Source organism: Clostridium sp. UBA7791 (assembly GCF_002480755.1).
Taxonomy (GTDB): Bacteria; Bacillota; Clostridia; order Clostridiales; family Clostridiaceae; genus Clostridium_J; species Clostridium_J sulfidigenes.
In genome coordinates this window covers 75823-97080 of the sequence record NZ_DLCT01000011.1, presented here as the reverse complement: position 1 = coordinate 97080, position 21258 = coordinate 75823, and the positions used below count along the sequence as shown (strand labels likewise).

Annotated in this window: 22 protein-coding genes; 1 reads left to right on the top strand and 21 read right to left on the bottom strand. The window is 28.9% G+C overall.

All coding sequences use genetic code 11. The annotated features are described in order from the left end of the window. Positions 1 to 95: 95 nt before the first annotated feature. From B3Z56_RS14310 to rlmH, 21 genes are all read right to left on the bottom strand, one after another. A complete protein-coding gene (locus tag B3Z56_RS14310) occupies positions 96 to 902 on the bottom strand; it encodes a DUF1189 domain-containing protein (RefSeq protein ID WP_346879076.1) in 807 nt (268 codons plus the stop codon). Positions 903 to 1184: 282 nt separating this feature from the next. Continuing rightward, positions 1185 to 2252 (bottom strand): hypothetical protein, encoded by a 1068-nt coding sequence (locus B3Z56_RS14305; RefSeq protein ID WP_346879075.1) that lies wholly within the window; start codon positions 2250 to 2252, stop codon positions 1185 to 1187. A 21-nt stretch (positions 2253 to 2273) separates the two neighbouring features. Beyond that, the gene (locus tag B3Z56_RS14300; RefSeq protein WP_346879074.1) at positions 2274 to 2750 is read right to left on the bottom strand and encodes a pyridoxamine 5'-phosphate oxidase family protein; all 477 of its coding nucleotides are present in this window, start codon (positions 2748 to 2750) and stop codon (positions 2274 to 2276) included. Between the two features lie 95 nt (positions 2751 to 2845). Beyond that, entirely contained in the window at positions 2846 to 3826 is a 981-nt protein-coding gene (locus B3Z56_RS14295) for a MerR family transcriptional regulator (RefSeq protein WP_346879073.1), read from the bottom strand. Positions 3827 to 4081: 255 nt separating this feature from the next. After that, entirely contained in the window at positions 4082 to 4927 is an 846-nt protein-coding gene (locus B3Z56_RS14290; protein ID WP_346879072.1) for a hypothetical protein, read from the bottom strand. A 191-nt stretch (positions 4928 to 5118) separates the two neighbouring features. Beyond that, complete coding sequence (locus tag B3Z56_RS14285) at positions 5119 to 5574, bottom strand: hypothetical protein (protein ID WP_346879071.1); 456 nt, start codon at positions 5572 to 5574, stop codon at positions 5119 to 5121. Positions 5575 to 5620: 46 nt separating this feature from the next. Further along, positions 5621 to 6538, bottom strand: coding sequence for a restriction endonuclease (locus tag B3Z56_RS14280; protein ID WP_346879070.1), 918 nt, complete (start codon positions 6536 to 6538; stop codon positions 5621 to 5623). A gap of 70 nt (positions 6539 to 6608) precedes the next feature. Then, entirely contained in the window at positions 6609 to 8282 is a 1674-nt protein-coding gene (locus tag B3Z56_RS14275; protein WP_414633086.1) for a recombinase family protein, read from the bottom strand. A 443-nt stretch (positions 8283 to 8725) separates the two neighbouring features. After that, positions 8726 to 9352 carry a hypothetical protein gene (locus tag B3Z56_RS14270; RefSeq protein WP_346879068.1) on the bottom strand — a complete coding sequence of 209 codons (627 nt, stop codon included), beginning with the start codon at positions 9350 to 9352 and terminating at the stop codon, positions 8726 to 8728. Between the two features lie 274 nt (positions 9353 to 9626). Beyond that, positions 9627 to 11027 carry a phage/plasmid primase, P4 family gene (locus B3Z56_RS14265; protein ID WP_346879067.1) on the bottom strand — a complete coding sequence of 467 codons (1401 nt, stop codon included), beginning with the start codon at positions 11025 to 11027 and terminating at the stop codon, positions 9627 to 9629. 450 nt (positions 11028 to 11477) lie between these two features. Continuing rightward, positions 11478 to 12305, bottom strand: coding sequence for a hypothetical protein (locus B3Z56_RS14260; protein WP_346879066.1), 828 nt, complete (start codon positions 12303 to 12305; stop codon positions 11478 to 11480). A gap of 14 nt (positions 12306 to 12319) precedes the next feature. Next, on the bottom strand, positions 12320 to 12592 hold the full coding sequence (locus tag B3Z56_RS14255) for a hypothetical protein (RefSeq protein WP_346879065.1): 273 nt from the start codon (positions 12590 to 12592) through the stop codon (positions 12320 to 12322). 2 nt (positions 12593 to 12594) lie between these two features. Continuing rightward, positions 12595 to 12867, bottom strand: coding sequence for a Mor transcription activator family protein (locus B3Z56_RS14250; RefSeq protein WP_346879064.1), 273 nt, complete (start codon positions 12865 to 12867; stop codon positions 12595 to 12597). A gap of 956 nt (positions 12868 to 13823) precedes the next feature. Further along, on the bottom strand, positions 13824 to 14171 hold the full coding sequence (locus B3Z56_RS14245) for a hypothetical protein (RefSeq protein WP_346879063.1): 348 nt from the start codon (positions 14169 to 14171) through the stop codon (positions 13824 to 13826). Between the two features lie 17 nt (positions 14172 to 14188). Beyond that, complete coding sequence (locus tag B3Z56_RS14240) at positions 14189 to 14497, bottom strand: DUF960 family protein (RefSeq protein WP_346879062.1); 309 nt, start codon at positions 14495 to 14497, stop codon at positions 14189 to 14191. A 113-nt stretch (positions 14498 to 14610) separates the two neighbouring features. Continuing rightward, positions 14611 to 14937 carry a hypothetical protein gene (locus tag B3Z56_RS14235; protein ID WP_346879061.1) on the bottom strand — a complete coding sequence of 109 codons (327 nt, stop codon included), beginning with the start codon at positions 14935 to 14937 and terminating at the stop codon, positions 14611 to 14613. 11 nt (positions 14938 to 14948) lie between these two features. Continuing rightward, the gene (locus B3Z56_RS14230; RefSeq protein WP_346879060.1) at positions 14949 to 15287 is read right to left on the bottom strand and encodes a hypothetical protein; all 339 of its coding nucleotides are present in this window, start codon (positions 15285 to 15287) and stop codon (positions 14949 to 14951) included. A gap of 78 nt (positions 15288 to 15365) precedes the next feature. Continuing rightward, positions 15366 to 16691 carry a DNA methyltransferase gene (locus tag B3Z56_RS14225; RefSeq protein ID WP_346879059.1) on the bottom strand — a complete coding sequence of 442 codons (1326 nt, stop codon included), beginning with the start codon at positions 16689 to 16691 and terminating at the stop codon, positions 15366 to 15368. Between the two features lie 5 nt (positions 16692 to 16696). Beyond that, the gene (locus B3Z56_RS14220) at positions 16697 to 18034 is read right to left on the bottom strand and encodes a DNA methyltransferase (RefSeq protein ID WP_346879058.1); all 1338 of its coding nucleotides are present in this window, start codon (positions 18032 to 18034) and stop codon (positions 16697 to 16699) included. A 77-nt stretch (positions 18035 to 18111) separates the two neighbouring features. Beyond that, a complete protein-coding gene (locus B3Z56_RS14215) occupies positions 18112 to 19377 on the bottom strand; it encodes an HNH endonuclease (protein WP_346879057.1) in 1266 nt (421 codons plus the stop codon). Positions 19378 to 19556: 179 nt separating this feature from the next. Then, the gene (rlmH, locus tag B3Z56_RS14210; protein ID WP_035134602.1) at positions 19557 to 20036 is read right to left on the bottom strand and encodes a 23S rRNA (pseudouridine(1915)-N(3))-methyltransferase RlmH; all 480 of its coding nucleotides are present in this window, start codon (positions 20034 to 20036) and stop codon (positions 19557 to 19559) included. Between the two features lie 280 nt (positions 20037 to 20316). Here rlmH and B3Z56_RS14205 point away from each other — a divergent pair, with 280 nt between their 5' ends. Continuing rightward, complete coding sequence (locus B3Z56_RS14205; RefSeq protein ID WP_346849205.1) at positions 20317 to 21174, top strand: fused DSP-PTPase phosphatase/NAD kinase-like protein; 858 nt, start codon at positions 20317 to 20319, stop codon at positions 21172 to 21174. Positions 21175 to 21258 lie beyond the last annotated feature (84 nt).

Here is a 21258-nt window from a genome sequence, read left to right as displayed (position 1 = left end):
TACCCTAAACATATATAATATAGAGAGTCATGGTTACTTACGGTACCATTGACCGTAATATTTATGACATTAACCTTTTTATTTGATTTATACACCTAATCTAATGAAATATTATTCTTAGAATTTTTTAGTTTGTTCAGTGCAAAGCCAATATAAATATAAGCTATAGTATGATATACTAACCAATAGAAACTAAAATGTTCTATACTTAAAATTTTCAAGATTGTATTTATTATAAGCGGAGTAGTTAGTGCATAAATGCTTAATCTATACAACTGTCCATATTTCAACTTTGTTTTAAAAATTCCATTGATTATAAGAGCAAATAGAGCTAACAATAGAGCACTTAAGAGTCCACCCAAGAAATATCCAAGAATACTTACAATAAAAATAAATGGTATAATAATCTTCGCGTAAGGTAAATAGCTATATATTATATCTTTATTAATGGTTAATCCTTGTAATGATTTGAATTCGGTTACTTGTGTTTGTAATTCGTTCTCTTTTTTAATCATTTTATCTTTTAGTATTAAAATACCTTTATTATGAGAATTTAAAACATCAGGATTTGTGCTGTTAGTTGTGTCTATAATAATATAATTATCTTCATCTTCTGATAAAACCATTGGCATACTGCCCTCAACACTTAACTCTCCATTTATAAGCTCAAAGTTTGGACAATTGTCATTATATATTTGTATAAGCTCTGATATGCCATTATTAACCTCAATAGATCCTCTTATAGATCCAATAGCTCCAAGAAACAGCGATATTAATAGTAAATATAGTACTGCCTTCCCAGTAGTTTCTTTTAACACATTCTCATAATGCGCTATTCCTTGAATGCTACCTATTATTTTCTTCCAAAAACTTAACTTTATTTTTTCTGTATTATCTTCCATAAAATCCTCCCAAATATATAAATAGTTCTAATTATATATTTATTCGATAATTTTAGGACAATTCCTCTTTGTGATTAGAAAAGAGCTCCATCATTTATGGTATGGTTCACCGTAACACTGTCAAGTGAGGTTTTTTACTTAAATTACACATATTATTTTGACTTACTGATTTTTTGTTGTCAACATTACTCCGCAAAACAAAAATCCTTAAAATTTCAAATTAGATAATCTCACTAATCAAGGTATATAGTATTTTTCCACTATGTTTTACTAATGCTTATATTATACAAATGACAATTCCGTGTCAATCCAAGTTTCGATAGCATTTCTTATATCAATGATTGAGTCATCCAGTGAAAAACGAAACCCTTGGCAACCTCCATTACAATGATCGCTTATTCCTCTTTTTATTCCACAGCCATATCCCTTTTCAATCATTCCTTGTATAAATGAAGGGAATTTTTCGATGGTATCAGCGTATTTATGCGTGTTTTTCGCTTTGATGTTTATTTGATAACCATTATTAAGTGATACATTAAATCCGAATATCTCTTTACTTTTATAAGAATATTTAATCTTTATCCATAAATCTTTTATTTCCACATTGCACTTAAGCCCTTTATCAAAATAGCGTTGATGTAGCTTCAATATAAAATCTTGCACATTGGGAGACAAATGTTTCATAGTATCTTTTAATATAGAAATAACATCGTCGATTTTATTATTTTTCAATACTCTGTAATCACATCGCAATAAAATATCGGAGAAGCGGCAATAACTGATTGTATTGGACTTATTGACCTTCGATTTGTTGGCGTTTCTACCAAATTCTATCTCTGCTATTGCCATTACCTTCAAGCCCGTCAACATAGCAGGATTATCAGGATACGAAATTTTTATTCTATCAGCTTTTAATAAATCCGGTTTTTTATCATTCAAGTTTATACCGTCAATCAATATGCCGCAGTCAGTCAGGAATCGCAAGCATTCAATGCATTTTGAAACAGGGATTTTCGTGTTGAATATATTGTTTCCGACGGTAAGGGATTGAGCTCTTTCTGTTAGTACACCATGAAAACCTATATTCAATAATAAGCATTTCACATTGTGCAGGAATGGAAAATATACCGAAATAGTAACGCGGTCATCAAATACGTGAGCATTCTTTTTATGATTATCATACGAATCACCTTCAACAATCAAAACATCGCAAAGGTGATACAAAAAGTTTCTGAACGCAAGAACTCCTTCTCGAATATCTTCCTCATTTGAAATATTTTCAAACATTGGATCAATTGCATATGTTTCAGGTATTTCTGGCGTAATAACATTTTTTAAATGTTTTGCCATATCCTTGAGCGTCTTTCGCATTTATTTCACTTCTTTCTTCGCAAAGTCAACTTTATACTGCCATTCACCATATTTTTTGTCGTTATCAGTTATAGTTCCTTCCATAAGGGTGATACGCAGAACGATTGAGTCAGGGTTATCTTCGTCGCCATGTGCATCGAACCATGTGAAGATTTTTTTCATCTTCGTCCTTATTTCCGCGTTCCTCTCGTCCTTTACCCAACCGAGATTTTCAGCCGTTCCTTGAGCAACAAACAAGTCTAACCCACAGATGGAAATCTCGTTGTTTTTCCCAATTTCCAGCGTTTTATTTTTATTCGCGTCTGTAGAAACATAAAACACACCGTCTTCATAATAAGCATCAACCATACGGACAGCAGGGCGGGGATTGCCGACGGCGCTCGGGGACAATGCAATAGTTGCAAGAGCAATAAGGTTGTCCTTTCCGTTTCCGCAGTATTCTTCCATAAACTTCATGGCTTTTTCATACTTGTTCATGATAATTCCTCCATTTACTTTTTATTTTCCTATGGATTCTGTCATACTTTGCATTTCTCAATTACTTAAATAATATATGGAAATTCCTTGTATTTTTATACTCCTTCTTTTAGCTTAATGGGAAAATATCTTTGCATTTGTTTATAGCCAAGTCCCTTTTCTATGTCTTTATAGGCAATATCTCTTCCATCTTCATATAAATAAGGCATATTGAACATAACATTGCGACCTTTGTCAAGCTCAAAATTTGTGCTTTCAATCCATCGGCGAACTTTATCTTCCACTTTGCGTATGCTCTCGTTATCTTCGTCAATACTGACTGCCATAGCGTATAAGCCTCCTGGAAAATCGAACAATTTAAAAGGGCTCACATCCGCATTGGTAACATCATCTTTAACGGCACATATCCATTCAGCTTTGTTATTTTTAGACAGCAAAAAATCAAAACAATCGAAAATCACACTCTTATACAAATGACAACGCTGCCACAATTGGTTCATATATCCGCCTTCTTTGAACATTTCCCCCCATGGTTGGTCGCCACACGTTACTGCTTTAAATCCCGGTATTCTGATCACCATTATATCAGGAATTTTTTTATCCAATTTTTCCGCTATTTCAATCAAGCGGTTTATATTAGAGGGCTTACCGATATAGTCAACGCTTATTAACTGTGTTTCAATCTCTTTAGCCTTGTTATATAACAGTTTTATGTCGGAGTTGTCTGCAAAGTTCACTTGTTCGATTTCGCGTATAAAATCCAGCACGATTTCCTTCAGCTCATGCAAAAGTGCAACCTCGTTGTCTATACTCTGTACTTTTTTTCCTAGCACTTCTAAAACTACATCGGAACCGGAAGTGTTGAAAACACGTTGAATGTCTTTTATGCTGATATTCAGCTTGCGTAAAATAAGTATTTGTTCAAGCCGCCTAACAGCGTTTTCATCGTACATTCTATATGTATAGTCATCACTTCGTGTGCTGGACAGCAATCCCATGTCCTCATAATAACGCAGTGTACGGGCTGTAATATCATATTTGCTTGACACATCTTTGATTTTGATTAGGTTGTTCATTTGTTCCCTCCCTTTTTCTTAATTATAAAGTATAAACTTAGCATAAACGATTCCCCAAAGGAAGAGTCAAGAGAATAATGCTATTTTTTTGTAAAAAATATAAATTTTCTCTCTTGTTGAGAAATGGCATAATCATTATTATAGATTATTAAGCTATTAGTATAAAACTCTTCATTCCTTATCCGAATTTAGAAAAACCTCATTTACTTATGGTACGGTTCTCCGTATCGATAGTAAATGAGGTTTTTTTATCATCTATTTTATTGATTCTTTAAATATTGGAATCTTTCTATTTTGAGATACGCACTCTAGCTTGCTCAGACTTGATATTTGAATCGTTCCTTTATCTAGCAAAATATAATTTGTACCACTTTTAGTAGTTTCAATTGAAAATTTGCTAATTAATGCTTTATCTTGAACACTTGAAATAACTATATATTCACCAGTCTTATCAATAAGATGATTTGAAGGAACCATGCTATAAATATTAGCTACAACCATAACTACAACACCAAAATGGAATATAGCACCTATATATTCTATAACCATTACAATGATTTTATATTTTTTATTTTTATAATTTAAAGCCCCTTGTGCTAATTTTCTTTCTTCATATAAATAAAAGGGTCTAATCAACATTAAATATAATAAAGAATATGTAAGTAACCAAAGTATAAACATAAAAAAGATAAATAAATTATTAGCTACTAATACATTTATAATAATGGAGCATATAATTATATAACTTAAATAGATAATTCCTTTTGTAAATTTCCTAATTCTTTTTCTTGCAATTATTTCTAAACACATGGTGAATATAATTACACATATTAATACTATTATTTCAGAAAAGTACTCTAAAAAATTTGTAGGAAGCATCCTAAATATAAATTCAGATTTTACTCCCCATAAATGTAATGTAGTAATTCTGATTGCAAAGAAAATAGCTAAAAACATATTCATAGATAAACCAATTAGTTTTAATTTATTCTTTTTTATTACCAATAATAATGAATTTATCGGGTCTAACTCATTAGCTTTGTTACTTCTTCCATTTATATTTGTATCTCTATTACTTTTTTTATTTCTCTTCTTCCCCATGTTTTACTCCCCTAATTTATTTATTATTATCTCTGCAATTATAATGTATAACAACTTCTTCTTTTTTCTCTACTTTCACTTTTTATAAATTCATACTACATTTCTTATATTACATCATCTTAAATTGTAATTAATAATTTCGCTTTCTGTTCATCAAGAATTTTAACTCTATTATTCGACTCTTCTTTTTTTTATAATTTGGTTTTTTGTGCTTGTTCGCACCACCAATCCTTACCAGGGCGTTTTCCTGCTGGAACCTGTTCAAGACATTGATTTATTTCTTGACATTTATCAATCCAATAACATTCACGGCTTGCAAGACGTTGTGCATCCTTATAATAATTATCAAAGCAATGTTCTACTGGCTCTATAAATTCACATAAAATTTTACTTTCTTTATCTAGAAAAGCTTTATTTAATTTGATAACAGCATGATTTCCGTCTATTATTTTATATAGATGATTTGTTATTCTTGAACTTACAATTTCAGATTTCCCTATATATGCACATTCTTTAAATTCATTTTTGATGATAAATAATCCGTAAATACCTCTGTTACCTTTAAGTTGGTTCTCTATATCTTCGTCTATAATAATTTTATCTGTAAACTCTTGTTTTATTAAAACAAGGCTTTTGCTTATGCTCATTCTTATCACTCTCCAAATTGTAATTTATATAACTAAAAATTTACTATTATTCTTCAATAAAGTAATCTGTATCCATTTTCTTCACTTCATATATTATTTCCGTAGATACGCCAACATTGAATTCAATCATATACTGTGCCAACTGCATACCATCAATTAAAACTATATTTTTTGTATTTATAACTTTAACATACTCTCTAGCTTCTTTAGAAAAAGTTGAAGTCGTTATAAAAATCCCCTTACTTGCTCCTGGAGTATCTAATGCTCCAGAAAACTTTTGAATTTCTGGTCTACCAACTACTGTATCTTTCCATCTTTTAGCTTGAATATATATACTATCTAAACCAAGTCTGTCTTCATTAATTATTCCATCTATACCTTCATCACCTGTTTTCTTAGTTGCCCTCCCTGCCTCTTCTCTTGAACCACCATATCCCATCTTAATCAATAGCTCTATTACCACTTTCTCAAAGAATTCAAATGAACATGAGTTGATTTTTTCTAATATTTCATCTGCTAATGAGGTCTTTAAATTTTCAAAAGCATTTGCAATTTCTTCTGATGGTGTTTTTTCATTTAATGCTACTTCATTATTTTCATTATGGTTTTGATCTTTATTACTTGAACTTACAAATTCATAAAAACTATCATATCTTAATAAATCTTTAGATTTTAACTGCTTTGGATTTTCTTGCAACAATTCTAACCCTAATTTGGTAATCCTAACTAGACCCCTTTTGGGTGCCTCTACTAGTCCAGCTTTCTTCATATAAGTTTTTGCCCAATTTACTCTATCATAAAATACTCTTTTTTTACCACTTGAAAAGCATAAGTTCATTTCTTCTTCTGTAATATTCAATTTTCTAGCCAATATCTCAATACATTCATTATTAGTATAGATCTCATTACTTCTTAACATTTCTAATAATGGAAGCATTATTCTTTCATATGTTGGTATTGCCATATACTATCTCTCCCCATAGTTTTTTAAATTTATCTATTTAAATTCCATAAGATAATTATACCATTTTAACTTATATAGCAATATCTAAATTTAAAGTATTTATTCCAATATTTCTTAAAATAAAACAAGAAGGAGTCCCCTCCTTAGGTACTCCTTCCTGTTTACTTATATACTCTATTAAGTTATCATTAATTTTTAGTTTTATTGAATCTATTTCCCTTAGCTTATTAATAGTTATTTCTGATATTATCATATGAAGTAACATTTTCTTTTCTTCTCTACTACCACTATTGGCAAGGAGCATACTAAAGTTTTCTAGTACACTCTTTATTAATTCATAGGGTACTTGTTGTTCTGTATCTTCACTTAATGCTACTGTATAGGGCTCCTTTTCTTCTAGTAATCTCTGTATTTTTTCATTTAATTCTTCCTTCCTACTGAAGAATTCTTCTTTAGAGATTAACTCATCCTCATATGCTTCAAATATTTTTCCCTTCTTCTTATCTAGCTTTTCTAGTTCTTTGTCAATTCTTTGAGTTTCTTTTTTAGCAGGAGCAACTCTAGTCTTTCTTTGTTTATTTATATTTGCTACAATAGCCTTTATCATCTTCTCATTAGATAAGAGTTCTGACAACTTTCCAAAAACATACTTATTAGCTTTATCTACATTTATTGCATTACTATTACATACTGCTGTTCCTTTATTCTTCCATGCTCCACAAGCATAGTATGTTGCTTTAGTTCCGTCTTTTCTCTTCTTACCATTTCTCATTATCACCATTCCAGTACCACACACTGGACATTTTAATATTCCTGTTAATAGATACTCTCCATCATAGATTCTTGAAGGCTTACCTTTCTTTGATTCCATTATAGCTTGTACTCTATCCCATGTAGCCATATCAATTATAGCTTCATGTATTCCATCTACTATTATTGGATCTGGGTTAATATTACGTCTTCTATTCTCACTCCATTCTTGTCTTAAGTTATATCTTATCTTGCCTATGTATACTGGATTAGTAAGTATATCTTTAATTGAACCTACTGAAAAATCATTTCCTTTCTTGGTCTTATACCCTAAGTAATTAAGTTTAGTAGTTATAGCTTTATATCCTTTTCCTTCATTAGCATACATACTGAATATTAGTTTAATTATTCTCGCTTCCTCTGGATTTATCTGTAGTTTAGTTTCTTTCCTCTTCTTTTTTTCTGAATCTTCCATGGGAACTAAATCATAACCTAAAACTCTATTTCCACACCAAAGCCCCTGTCTAGCTCTTGCACACATTCCCATCTTAACATTCTGTGCTATGGTACCTCTTTCGAATTCCCCTATAAGTGCCATCATCTGAAATTGCATTTTACCAGCTGGGGTATCTGTTTCAAAAGGCTCCGAGTAAGATTTAAATGTAATGTTATTCTTTTCAAAGGTATCTATAATCTTTAATACATCTGCAAGTTTACGACTAATACGGTTAATCTTCCATGAAATTACCATATCAAAATTCTTGTCTTCAGCATCCTTTAGCAATTCTTTTAGTGCAGGTCGATGTTTAATGTCCTTACCACTAATTCCTCTATCCGAATAACACTTATAAACCTCGTAGTTATTCCTTCTACAATAATCCATCAGCAATCTTTCTTGTTCATCAATACTGTAACCTTCTTCTGCCTGTTCTAATGTAGAAACCCTAGTGTATATTGCTATTATCTTCTTTCTATTCAATTGTAATCCCTCCATTAGTTTTATCAAAAATATAATATATATCTAAAACTTTCTTAGTAGGCTCTACGCTAGTAAAAACTAGCATAGAGCATTATGTAAATTGGATTTAATTAGCCTTATTGTAATTTTGAAGGTAATCTAATACCATATGAGACAATATATGTATGATTTCATCTACACTGTTAAAGTTATCCATTGCTTTTCACCTCCTTGATTACTGATATTCTTCCATCCTTTTTTATAACTGCCATTGCTAATCTCTCCTCTTTATCATTTATTTTATTAGCTTGATACCAATCATGTTTTGGTTAGTATCAAGCTTATGTACTTAATTTACAGCTACTTCTTATCAGGTACTTTTCCCTGTTCAATGTAATCTTGTATAACCTGTGATAAAATCTTCATTATTTCTTCTACTCTTTTAGACTTGTCCATATTTTGTTCCTCCTTGAAATCATTTATTTTATTTTTATTATTGCAACAGTATATCCGTTGCTTTCTACATAGTTAACTTCTGTAAATGTCATTGATGTTCTAGTACTGAAATCTAATTTATATTTCTCTGCTATTTCGGTTACTAAACTAGCAGAGTAAATAATTCCTTTCTTTCCTACCATCTTTAAATCTAGCTGATTATTGTTGTTAGGTAAGTATTCTCCAATGGCTATTCTTTCATCTGAAAATGATATTACAATCCTTGATGGATTATTTAACTTGTCCATCACTTTTTTAGAAATTGTAATCCTTTTTCCACAGTTAGACTTTACAATTGACATAGCTCCTGCCTTAAAGTTACCTCTACTTGTTGTTTGACTTACTGATGGTTGAAACATATCTAATTCATAATTACCTTGTTCTTGGTTTCCTTCTTCTTGTTCTAAATTATTTATTGTTACTACATCCTCTCTTCCTTCTACTTCATTTTGTTTAGTTTTTAAATCACTTGTTATAGGACATCTCCTTCTTTCTCTTGGTTCGTTTGAGTTTACATCTTCCTCCTCTGCTTTCCATGTAGTTGGTTCACTACTTTTTCCCTCGGTTTTATCTGTTGTTCTTGGAACTGGTCTTCTTTTTACTACTGCCATCTCATCATTCTCCTTTTCAATTTATTTGATTAAATTTAATTCACTACCTTTTTATTGGGTGTTATTGTGGGGAATTGTTGTTTGATTGTTGTTTTCTGAACCTGTTGATTTTACTGAATTAGGTTGAGTGGGAGATTACCTTGAAAGAAACTATTCTATTACCTTCTTTTAAAAATATCTTTTTGATATTTTTAAAGAAATTCAACTCCCCACCTCCCCAACCTGTTGATTTGATTAGATTTTAGACTTTTTCAAATTCCCCTCACTCTCCCCCCTATCCCCCCAATGGAACTCCGCTGTACATTGGATGGTTCTTATCAATCTTGTACTCTCCAATAACTTTTACACCTGTATAATAGCTAAGTTTATTAGAATGTCCAGTCTTGTACTTGTATTCTAATTCTTCCATTTGCTCATTAAATTTAGTCCAGAATTTTCTAGCACTTATATCTGCATACCCCTTCATTCCATTAGCATCAGCCCACACTTTAAAAGTATTGTAAATTACCTTTCTATCTTCCCTATAAGTATCATCAGCTTGCTCAATGCACTCTTCAAAGAAAGAAATCATAGGATTAAGGTCTTTTTCATACTCTTTCAGTAATTCATCTGAGATACTACACTTTGTGAATTGGAAACTGTTATCTACTAGTCTCTTCAAGCCTTTCATTGCTAGATTGAATATCCCCGAAAGCTCTGCCTCTAGTTTTTCCTTTAGGTTTACATCAATATCTTTTTCAGCTACAGTATTTCTAAAGTGAAGAACACTTAATCTTCTCTTAAAACCTAAAGTAACATCCTTTGTATGAGGTAAATTATTAGTTGAGTAGATTAGTTTTACTGTTGGTTTAAATGAAAAAGCTTGTTTATACTTTTCTTCAGCCATTATTTCATCTTCACCAGTTATCATCTTAAAATATTGAGTATTCAAGCTTTTACTATTTAACTCCATTTCACTACATATGTTAGCAAGTTTGTTATTTAAAGTTGAACGCATAAATGAACTGCTTAACTCTGTGATTGCTACATTAGTAGTATTTTCTTTTCCTACACACTTTCCTAATATGTGAAGATATACTCCTTTTCCATTTCTACCTTTTGCATATAAAACTAACGCTTTTTGAGCTTTAGTTTCAGATGTCATGGAATAGCCTAACCATTCCTCAGCTACTTGTATTGACTCCTTATCACCTAAAAATGACTCGTTTAAAAACTTTTCAAAATTAGGACATTTAGCATTTGGGTCATATGTAATTGGTATTTGAATAGTACTGTAGTACTTATAACTATGCTCTCTCAATGTATGAGTTTCTAAATCATACATCCCATTAAGCATATTTATAAACCTTCTATTACTATTTAGTTCTCCTTCAAAGAATACTGTTCTTTTTAATGCTTCTATGTATTCGTCCTCCAGCTTTCTTGTCCAAATACTATCACAGTAACTAAGAAGAAGTTTTCTTAAGATATATTTCATTTTCATATCTTCAACTTTGATCCATTTTCCTAACTTCTCTTTATAATTGTAAAAATCATTTCTGTAGTAAATTAATCTGAATCTTCTACCTAAGTATGATGCAAATATATTTGCATTCAAACCCAGTACTTCACCTGTCCTTTCCTTAACTATGAATCCTATATCCAAAAATTCTTGCCATCGTTCTTGTTCTGTCACCTTTTGCCCCCCTTATTTATTATTTATAATATGTTTGTGGTTGATTAGCTTACTAATATAATACTTTTCAATATAAAAACTCTCAAATCAACCAGACGTGATTAGTAAAATTTTACCTAATATTTTACAATGTAATTTTATTTAGTATTTAACATTAATTTATATATAATATATTTATTTACACACTAAGTCTTCCTAGGTTATAACTTTTTTATTTTTTTGAGTGTAGGACTTCCTATGCTTCTATTTTTTTTATTATTTTATATATTTTTACTTATTTTGTTTAATATTTATTTTTTTACATAAACTTTAATTCTTTTTTTTCTTGTTTTTTCTCCTATTTTCGACTACATCTAGTTTTTACCAAAAACTTATTTATTATTAACTATTTTTTAATAAAAAAAATAAAACTTTATCTATCTCTAATGATAAATAAAGCTTTATTAAAACTTAGTTATAACTTAAAAACTGTGTTCCACCTGTTGCATAAACTGAATAATAGTATATCAATTCATTATTATCTTTTAAATAAACAGCTACCCTATAATACTTTCTTCCTACTTCATCATATTCTGGTGTAGGAATGATTTCTAATCTTGTATTTCCAGTGTTTATATTAGTATCTTTTTCAGCATATTCTTTAGCCATTTCTGGTGTAAATTTTTCATCAGTAGCTTTTAATTCTTTTTCTTCATCTTGTTTCTGCTTTTCTGCTTTTATTGAATTATATTCTCCTATACCTTCTCCCAAACTAAGTTCCAACTGATTTAATTTATTTAAAATATCTTGTGGTAATTTAAGATAAAAGTCTTTATTGCCAACTTCTTTAATCTCGCTTTGAATTTCATTGTACTTCTCATATTCTTTATTCTTAAGTACCTTTTCATATTCAGGAATTTTTCCCCTTAGCTCTTCTATGTAAGTTTCTCTTTCTTTAACTTCGGCTTTTAAATTTTCAACATCTTCTTTTAATGTATCATACTTCTTATACTTGCTATTCATGTCATCTAAGTATTCATTAGCTTTATCAATATTACCTGCATAAAATTCTGTTTGTGCACCTTTGTAACATTTTATAATATTCCATAGCTTGTCTACTTTCTTATTATTGCCATCTACTACACTTCCTAAAGCTTCCTCTGCATAATCGTAGTCCCTTGCTTCTATGGCTTTAACACTATTTTCTATCATTCTCTTTTCTTCATTATTCCCCATTCCTATGTACCCTATGATAAATAGTACTACTATAGTTGCAATAATAATTATTTTCTTTTTCATAGTTCTATTCCCCCTTATTTACCTCTAAGCTTGTCGTAAATAAACATTACAATTCCACCGACAATTGCTATAATTAATACAATTTTTATTAAAAACCACAATGCTGAAAATAATCCCCCAACTATGCCCCCTAAAAACTGTACTAAAATTCCTGATATTATAACACAGACAAACCATTCTCCAACCATTGCACCACAACCTACATACCATATATCAAACATTGTATTGATGCCTAAAAAGATTACTGTACCCAATATGATTGCACAAATTACCGTTAATACTTCCATTTTTACTTATCCCCTTTTACTCCTATTTTATTTTTACTTATAATTACTTGTACCCATCTTTCTGAATAATTAAGATTTCTTGCTAGCTTTCTTATATTATTTCCATCATAATTTTCACTTAAGTATCTTAAGACATATTCTTTAGAGTATAATTTCATTGGAAAATTAAATTGTTGTCCTCGAAATAAATTGTATAAATCCCTAGTAATATCTTCTCCCAGATGCTCAAAAATTGTTGAATACACTCCATTAAAATCTTCTTTTTTTAATTGCATACATTAGCTTCACCTCCCTAAAAAATAATAACCACTCTGACATGAATATTCATGCGAATAACTCAATGAAAAATTCGCTAAATAATTCTTAAATGATACATTTCCAACTACATCAGAAGCACCTTTCTTAAATGCCCTAATAAAAAGAGTTAATGCTTCTCTTTTAGAAACATTAACTCTGTTATCAGATTTATAATATATATTTGAACCATTGAGTAAAAACAGTTGATTTAGCCCTTATTGAAGGCTTTGTATGTTGAATTGCACATTTCTTCACCTTTTTCCAAAACGCTGTTTTCTGATGGTTTATTGTAGTTTTTTGATGTATTTCTGTTGATTGAACTATTCAATTTCATCTGTTTATTCTACTTTCTGACTTAATTCAATTTTACTTCTTAAATCAATTTTGAATATCATTACTTATTAATTGAATATTATTTCTTAAATAATTATGTTTTTCAACTTAACAATCATTGTTTTCCATAACTATTATATTTATTAATTGATTATATATTTTTAGTTTTAATTATTGTATCTTTATTATTATTTTTAATTGAAATAGATCCACTATCTATTTCAATTCTTTTCTAGGTTCTTATACCCCCCTACCCCCCGTTGGATTTTCCAAGTCCCAATTCCTAATTTCAAGTTCCTTATTTTAATGTTTTAATTTTAGGGTTCTTTTTATTTTTTAGAACATTACTCTCCTTACTTTTAGAAATGTTGAAACAATCACTGTTTTAAGAAATACTAAGGACAAAAAAATACTACTATTAGTTTATTATAATATCGCTGTATTAAGATCATTAGTTCTTAATTACAACGATATTACAATTATTAGTTATTGTTGAATACTCCTTACTCTTTTTTTCCTATTGCTTCTATTGAAGCAGCTATCACGGTTAATATTGTTCCAACAACTCTTACTACAGTTACTATATCCATGTATTGTCCTCCTATCTTTTATAAGCATATATGTAAGAATAATTATCTAGTACAGGTATTAGCTTAATAACATATTTACCTTCTTTAAACTCTATGCATACTAAAGTTTCTTTATCATAGCCTGTACCATTGCATAGTTCTACAATTTTATTGAAGTCCTGTATCAATGTGAATTGAATGTAATTTAGTTCTTCTTGCAACTTCTTTAAGTCTATTTCTTTTCTATAATTCAATTCTATTATTATGTATCTTGGATTCCATTGATTCGAAAGTCTTCCATCATAGAAGTCGAAACGCATTACTCCTAGAAGCTCTTTACTATCATAATCAAAAGTCTTCTCTTTACTTAGTTTATTCATTATTTAGCTCTCCTTAATTAATATTCTAATGGTAGGAGCATAGTTGAATATTCTCCATTATCAATCACATATATTTTAACCTCATCATCTATCTGAATATCTTCTAGCTCTATTTCATATGTACATGAGTACTTAGGAACTTCTTGACTTTTATTTATTACAACCTTATTTCCTTCTTTTCTTAGCTTGAAAACCTGCAAGTAATCTAATTCAATCTTTTCTTCTAATTTTAGCTTATCAAGCATAAACCAAATTATAAGTTGTAATCTTATATCTACCTCCTCATTTACTCCTCTAGTTACATATCTATTATTTTTCTTGAACATTTTTTCTTATCTCCTTTTCAGCACAAGTTTTTATAGTTATTTTCCCATTTCTAATTACACCTACACATAAAATTCTTTTCATACACTACTACCTTCATAAAATAATAAAAAGCTTAATCATCATTAGTACTGATGATTAAGCCCCATTTTTCATTTATCAAATTCTTTAATTTAGTTCTAAAGTTCTTACTAAATAAATTATCTTCCAAAACCTTATTTAATAACTCTAAAAATAATTCTTCTTGAAAATCCAATGGTCTTACTAATAACTTCATACCATATCGTTGTTGATCTTTATAAACACTAAATCTTAATTCTTCTCTATTTCCCAGTGGTTTAACCATAATCTTCTCTAATGCATAAGTATATTGTTCATCTGAAATTAAACTTTGATAAATCAACGAACAATACTTAGTTTCCTTAATAGCTTTCTTTCCCATCCTTCCTCCTCCTAATCTTCTATAAGAATATCCATTAATTCTTTAGTAGCAACTACAACTACTGCATAATCTGAAGACAAAAGAAAAAGAGCTAAACAATACTGCTTACCTCTTTCACCTTCAATATTATCAACATACTCTGGTATAATGTCTTTTAAAATATTTTTCCTTGCTTCAATAATGTCATCTTTACTTTCTACAATTAATACATATCCTCCTAAATCTGCATCAATATTTCTTTCATCCCCATAGCTCTCATCTAAAATATTAAGTTTCTCACATATAATATTAATCATATTATTATGTAAGAAAAATCCTTTTAAATCATCCAATTTAATAACCTTTTTCATTTTTTACAACTCCTATAATAATAATTAAAGATAGTACTTTTATAAAAAATACTATCTTATTACATATATAATATATACTTAAAATTCTCTTAGCACAAAATCCATTACCCAATCAATTTCTATTTTTCCCCCTCTCCCCTTTCTATCAAAACCCATAAAGTGATTTTTTATTTTGTATCCCCACTTATTCACCAGTTGGAATCCATTTCTTTCAGCTATTTCTATTAAATATTGTGAAGTATTAAATAAAGTGTTACTTACAGTACTGTTCCCAACTATCATTATATAATGTGCTTCTTTCTTCAAATTCCTACTCATCTCTTTAAAATGCTTTTCCATTTCAACAAAGTATTTATATGTTATATACGAATGTTTATGACCATTTTTTATATCATTTACAAAAATGCCTCCTAATTTCTCATCCAACTCTTCAATATTCAATTTACTAATATTGGGATTATATTCTTCATATTCATTTTTAAAAATCTTGCTTGTACCTATATACTTTTCTTTTTTAATATTTTGTTTTTCTTGTGTGTCCATTTCAAATAGATCTCCAATCCAAAATAATTCAGCCATTTGGTTATATACATAATCAATTGACTTTATATATGGAGGTGATGATATAGCTAAATCTACTTTTAAATTTTCTAATTTATTATTTAAATCTCTGTTATTTGAAAAACATATTACTTTACTTTCAATACCATCATTTAATTCATTTGAAAATTCTTTAATTCTATCAACATACAAGTTAACCTGTTTTCTAAATAAATTATATACCTCCTCGGGCTCTTTAATTTTTGTACCCGAAACATATGTCTTTTGAGATTGGTTATCTGCATTAGATGCTCTTCTAATAATAGATGAAAAGCAGATTATTAAAAATTCCTTTATATCTATTATTTCTTTATTACTACCAAACACTACATCAATATCATCTATTAATGCTCTTATCTTTGATAACTTTTTTATTGAATCATTAGTAAACCAATGATTAATAGTTTCACATTTAGGCTTGAATTTCTTTTCTGTATTTTCCATATTATCTAGTATCCATTGTGATATACGATTAACTTCATCAACATTTAATTTTGTTGTTTTAACTTTAGATATCAATACTGATAATGGATCAATATCAATCCCTATAACATTATGTCCATATAATAATCCTTCTACTAAAGTTGTACCTGAACCACAAAAAGGGTCTATAATACATTTTCCTTCTCCCTTTTTTAAATACTTTCTCATAGCCCACCTTGGTAATTGAGGAATAAACTTACCAGGATATTTATGAAAGCCATGAGTATAGTCAGTAACCTTAGTCGTATTAATATCTAAAATACAACCATTATCTATATCTAATGGTATTTCAGCTGTAATTTTACATACTTGCTCATTCATTTATCCTATTCCTTTCTTATGATTATAACACTTTCTCTTAAATATTCTTTTAATTCCTCTAATTTTGCTTTCTGCTGAGAGCTTGTAGTTAAATGTCTTGTAATAATTAATTCCTCTACTTTATATCCTATTGTCTCTGATATTTTAACTAATAGTAAATCCGTCGGAACAATTACACCTGAATATGCAGAATTACCTACAACAATTCCTACATAGCCACCTTTTTTTGTGCTATCATATATTTTTTTCAATAGCTTAAACATATCATCAAAATAACCTCTTACTACATAAGGTATCTTTTTATTCCAAAGATTATCTACATCAAATAAATTAATAAGTTTCTCTAAATAATCATTAAAATAATTTATTTCTTTATCCTTTATAGAATTTGTATTGGATCTTAACCCCTTATTCCTAAACTCTCTAAACTCACTTTTATCATTAATAAAATCCCCTAACCACAATTCGACCTTATGAATCTCAAAATAATCAAAGCAATTGCAATATGGAGGAGAGAAAAATGTAAATTCTATTTCTTCATCTATGTATTGCTCCATATTAAGACAGCTATCATAATAAATCTCCGGTTTAAATTCACATGGACCATAATACTTTTCTAGATCTTCCTTAACTAAATACAGCTTATCTATAAACTTATTTTTAACATAATTGAATTTATCTGCTGGAAAATTTTCTTCTTCCCACACTTCTTTTTCTATATTTATATATCCATTAGGTGTTCTTTTCCTGTTTTTATACTTTATCCCATTACCTTCTTTTTTAATATTTGAAACAGGTTCTATTATTGATAACCACTGGACAAAATATAAATTTCTTATCTTTTCATTCTCTATTTTTGAAATAAAATCTTTTAACTGTAACAAAGTATTTAGTATTTCTTTATTAAATACTTTATCTTTTAATTCAAATTTAGTATCATACTCTTTGTCATTCCTTTGCAATAACTTTACACTTTCTAAAAATTCACTAAATATTCTTAAATCATCATTGGTATATAATTCATTCTCACTCTTTGCTACCTTAACTGATATTGGATTAACATCAATTCCTATTGACTTTAGATTATTCAATCTACTTGCTAATAATGTGGTCCCACTACCAGAAAATGGATCAAATATTACCCCTTTTACATTTAATTTATTTATAAAGTAATTCACTAAATCAATCGAATACCCCTCTCTATAAGGATACCACCTTTGAACTGGTTGAGTTATTGCTTCTTGAAAGTGTACTAAATTACTTAGTTCATAATTATATGTTAACGGAATACCCTCTTGAATGTCAGACAATATTTCCTTTTGTTTATCTATTCCTCTACTCATATACTCCTCCAATTCGTATAATAGGATAGTCATACTTTCTATGGCTATCCTATTATACTACATAATTAACTTATTTTTTATGGTTTGAAAATATTTTTTCTATGATAATCTATAAACTCATGTAATGGTAATCTTCTATCATTACTACTTTTAATTATTTTATTTTCACTCATTTTAATTACTTTAGTAGCTCTTTGCTCAGGTAATTTAGCTATCTCACTAGATACTATTATCCTCCCATTATCGTCGAAAGTAAAATATCCATTATCAAACAATTTATGACATAAATAACACATACATACTCCATTTAAAATATGTGCCCTATGAGGAGTTCCCTCTTCATTTAAATTATCTGGCTTTATATGACACCCTTGAACAAATAACTCCCCCTCAACATCACATTCAGGAACTACACACTTATTATTATATCTCTTTTTAACTCTTTTACTCCATGTAGAATTTCTAACTTTTCTGGTACTAGTGATATAATTAGTCTCTGTACTTAATATATCTACTTGTGGCAATCTATTTTCTAGCTGTTCTGATATTATTTCTGATATTGGATCTTGATTAAATTCATTTGAATCAGAAATACTATTATCTAGTATTGCCTCAAATATTTTTCTAACTGATTCCTTAAATGGTGATATATCAATCATTGGATTCTGCCTTATTAAAATCCAATCTTCATCTGACAAAGTACTATCAGGAATAAATTTTTTTATTTCTTCAACTAATTCATTGTATATACATGTATACACTAAATATCCATTATCTTCTTTAAACAACCCAGAATTAACCAAATCTTTTTTCCAATAAGATATATTATCTCCAACTCTTGTTGTATTACCGTCTACCATATTATAAAAATTAGATATTGATATTGAGTTATCACAATCTAAATTATTTAATAAGTACTTTAACGGTAATTCTCCTTTTGCTGGATTTAATTCATAATAAGGTTTTTCATTTATAAATGCTATTGTTGCTAATGATACTATCAATATACATTTATATATCTGATTTGCTACCTCTTCATTTCCTGATACATAAAGATCATTCCATACTTGTCCCATTTTACTCCATCTAATAGGGCAATACTTATTATCTTCTAAAAACCCAAATCTTATCATTGCTCGTAATTTGGTTTGTAGTGTAGATGGTTTAACCCTACCTGCAATAGCTAAATCATATAATCGTTGATTTCCATATCTTCCTCCTGACCAAGACATCCCATTGTATTCTAATTTTTTGCTTTCATTTATTATATCTCTCACTGTTAATAATTCAGTTATATTTGAACTACTTCTAGAATGAAACCAATCACCATTTATATTTGCCATTTTTTAAATTCCCCCATGTAATAAATTATTATACTTAATATTTTACCATAGAGAAAACTTTTAACAAAATATAATAACCCTCGACAACACATTTCTGTATTGTCGAGGGTTTCATGGTTGAGGCGAATCATCACTAACCTCTCACCCAAATCTAATACCAATTAAAGTAAAAATCTCATTCACTTATGGTACGGTTCACCCTTTATTATCCTATATCCCCTATATATCTGTTCTAGAAGCATTACTCTGAACAATTGATGGGGAAAGGTCATTTTAGAAAAACATATTTTATAATTAGCTCTTTTTATAACTTGATCTGATAGACCTAAGCTTCCTCCTATGATAAAAACTAAATTAGAGTTTCCTTCTAATCCACAGTTATCTATGAAATTTGCAAATTCTTCAGATGAAATTTGTTTTCCTTTTAAATCCATGGCTACAACATAAGCATTATCTTTAATTTTTGATAATATGCTTTGACCTTCTTTATCCTTTATTTGAAGTTCTTCCTTTTCTGATGCATTATCTGGTGTTTTCTCATCTTGAAGTTCTATTATTTCAAGCTTACAGTATCTTGATAATCTTTTAGAATATTCATCTATGGCATCTCTTAAATATTTTTCTTTTATTTTTCCTACAGTTATTAATGTTATATTCACTAAACATCCTCCTAATTTTTTAATTTAACTAATAAGTTCATAATACTATTTGAGCAGTAAAATCTCTGAAACCCGCATGAACAGAACAAATAGTTAACTATTTTTCTAGTTTTATAGTTCCATATTTAAATAGTTTTATATTAATCTATTTGTATAGTTTTACAATAAACTATACTAGCACCACACCAATAATACCTATATTTTACTATGAATAATTTAGAATGTCATAGGTAAAATTATAATAGATACTAATTAAATATTATATAGGTGGTGTCTAAATATGAAAAAATTTTTAAAGATTAATTTATTTGCTTTTTTAACTATAATTCTATCCTTTAATTATGTTGTATGTTATGCTACTCCTATTCCAGATGTAAAGTTAATGGTTGATTCTCCAACTGCTTTTGAATTACCAAAATATTTTAGAAAGAGCACAGATAAAATTACTCCTTCAGAAAATATAAATTTGTCTGGTCTAGATAAGCTTAATATTTCTGGTAGTGGTCAATTTTCTAAAACTGGAGTTCCTTTAATGAAGAAGTCTATAGGTAATGTGCCTATAACTATTATTGACTTAAGAGAAGAATCCCATGGATTTATTGATGGGATTCCTGTAAGTTGGCAAAATGCTAACAACGATGCAAATAGAGGCTTAACAGTAAATGAAATCATTGCTGATGAAAACTCTAGATTAAAATCTATCCCACTTAATAAACCTATTGCTTTAGAGGGTTTTAAAGATGTAATTATACCTTCAAAGGTTCAAAATGAAACTGAGCAGTCTGAAGCTTATTCATTATCTTATATTCGTATTCCTGTAACATATAAAAATTTACCTACAGAGGCTATGGTAAATTATTTTATGGAAGTTGTAAAAAATCAACCTGAAGGCAGCTGGCTTCATTTCCATGGCAATGAAGGACTTGAAAGAACTACGACTTTTATGATAATGTACGATATTATGAAAAATTGTAAAGAAGTTAATCTAAATGATATTATTACTCGCCAAGTCTTATTGTCCAAGATGGATAAAAATACTAGTGATAAATTTTATTCAGGAGAAGTTTATAATTTTTTAAATAATTTTTATAATAATTGTAAGTCCAGCGAATCTAACTCTAATAAACAGACTTCATAGAAACTTTAACTGTTATCTCATTACTTTTATTAAATTTATCAAAGCAATCTATTTTACTATGAAAATAACTCACCATATTAATTA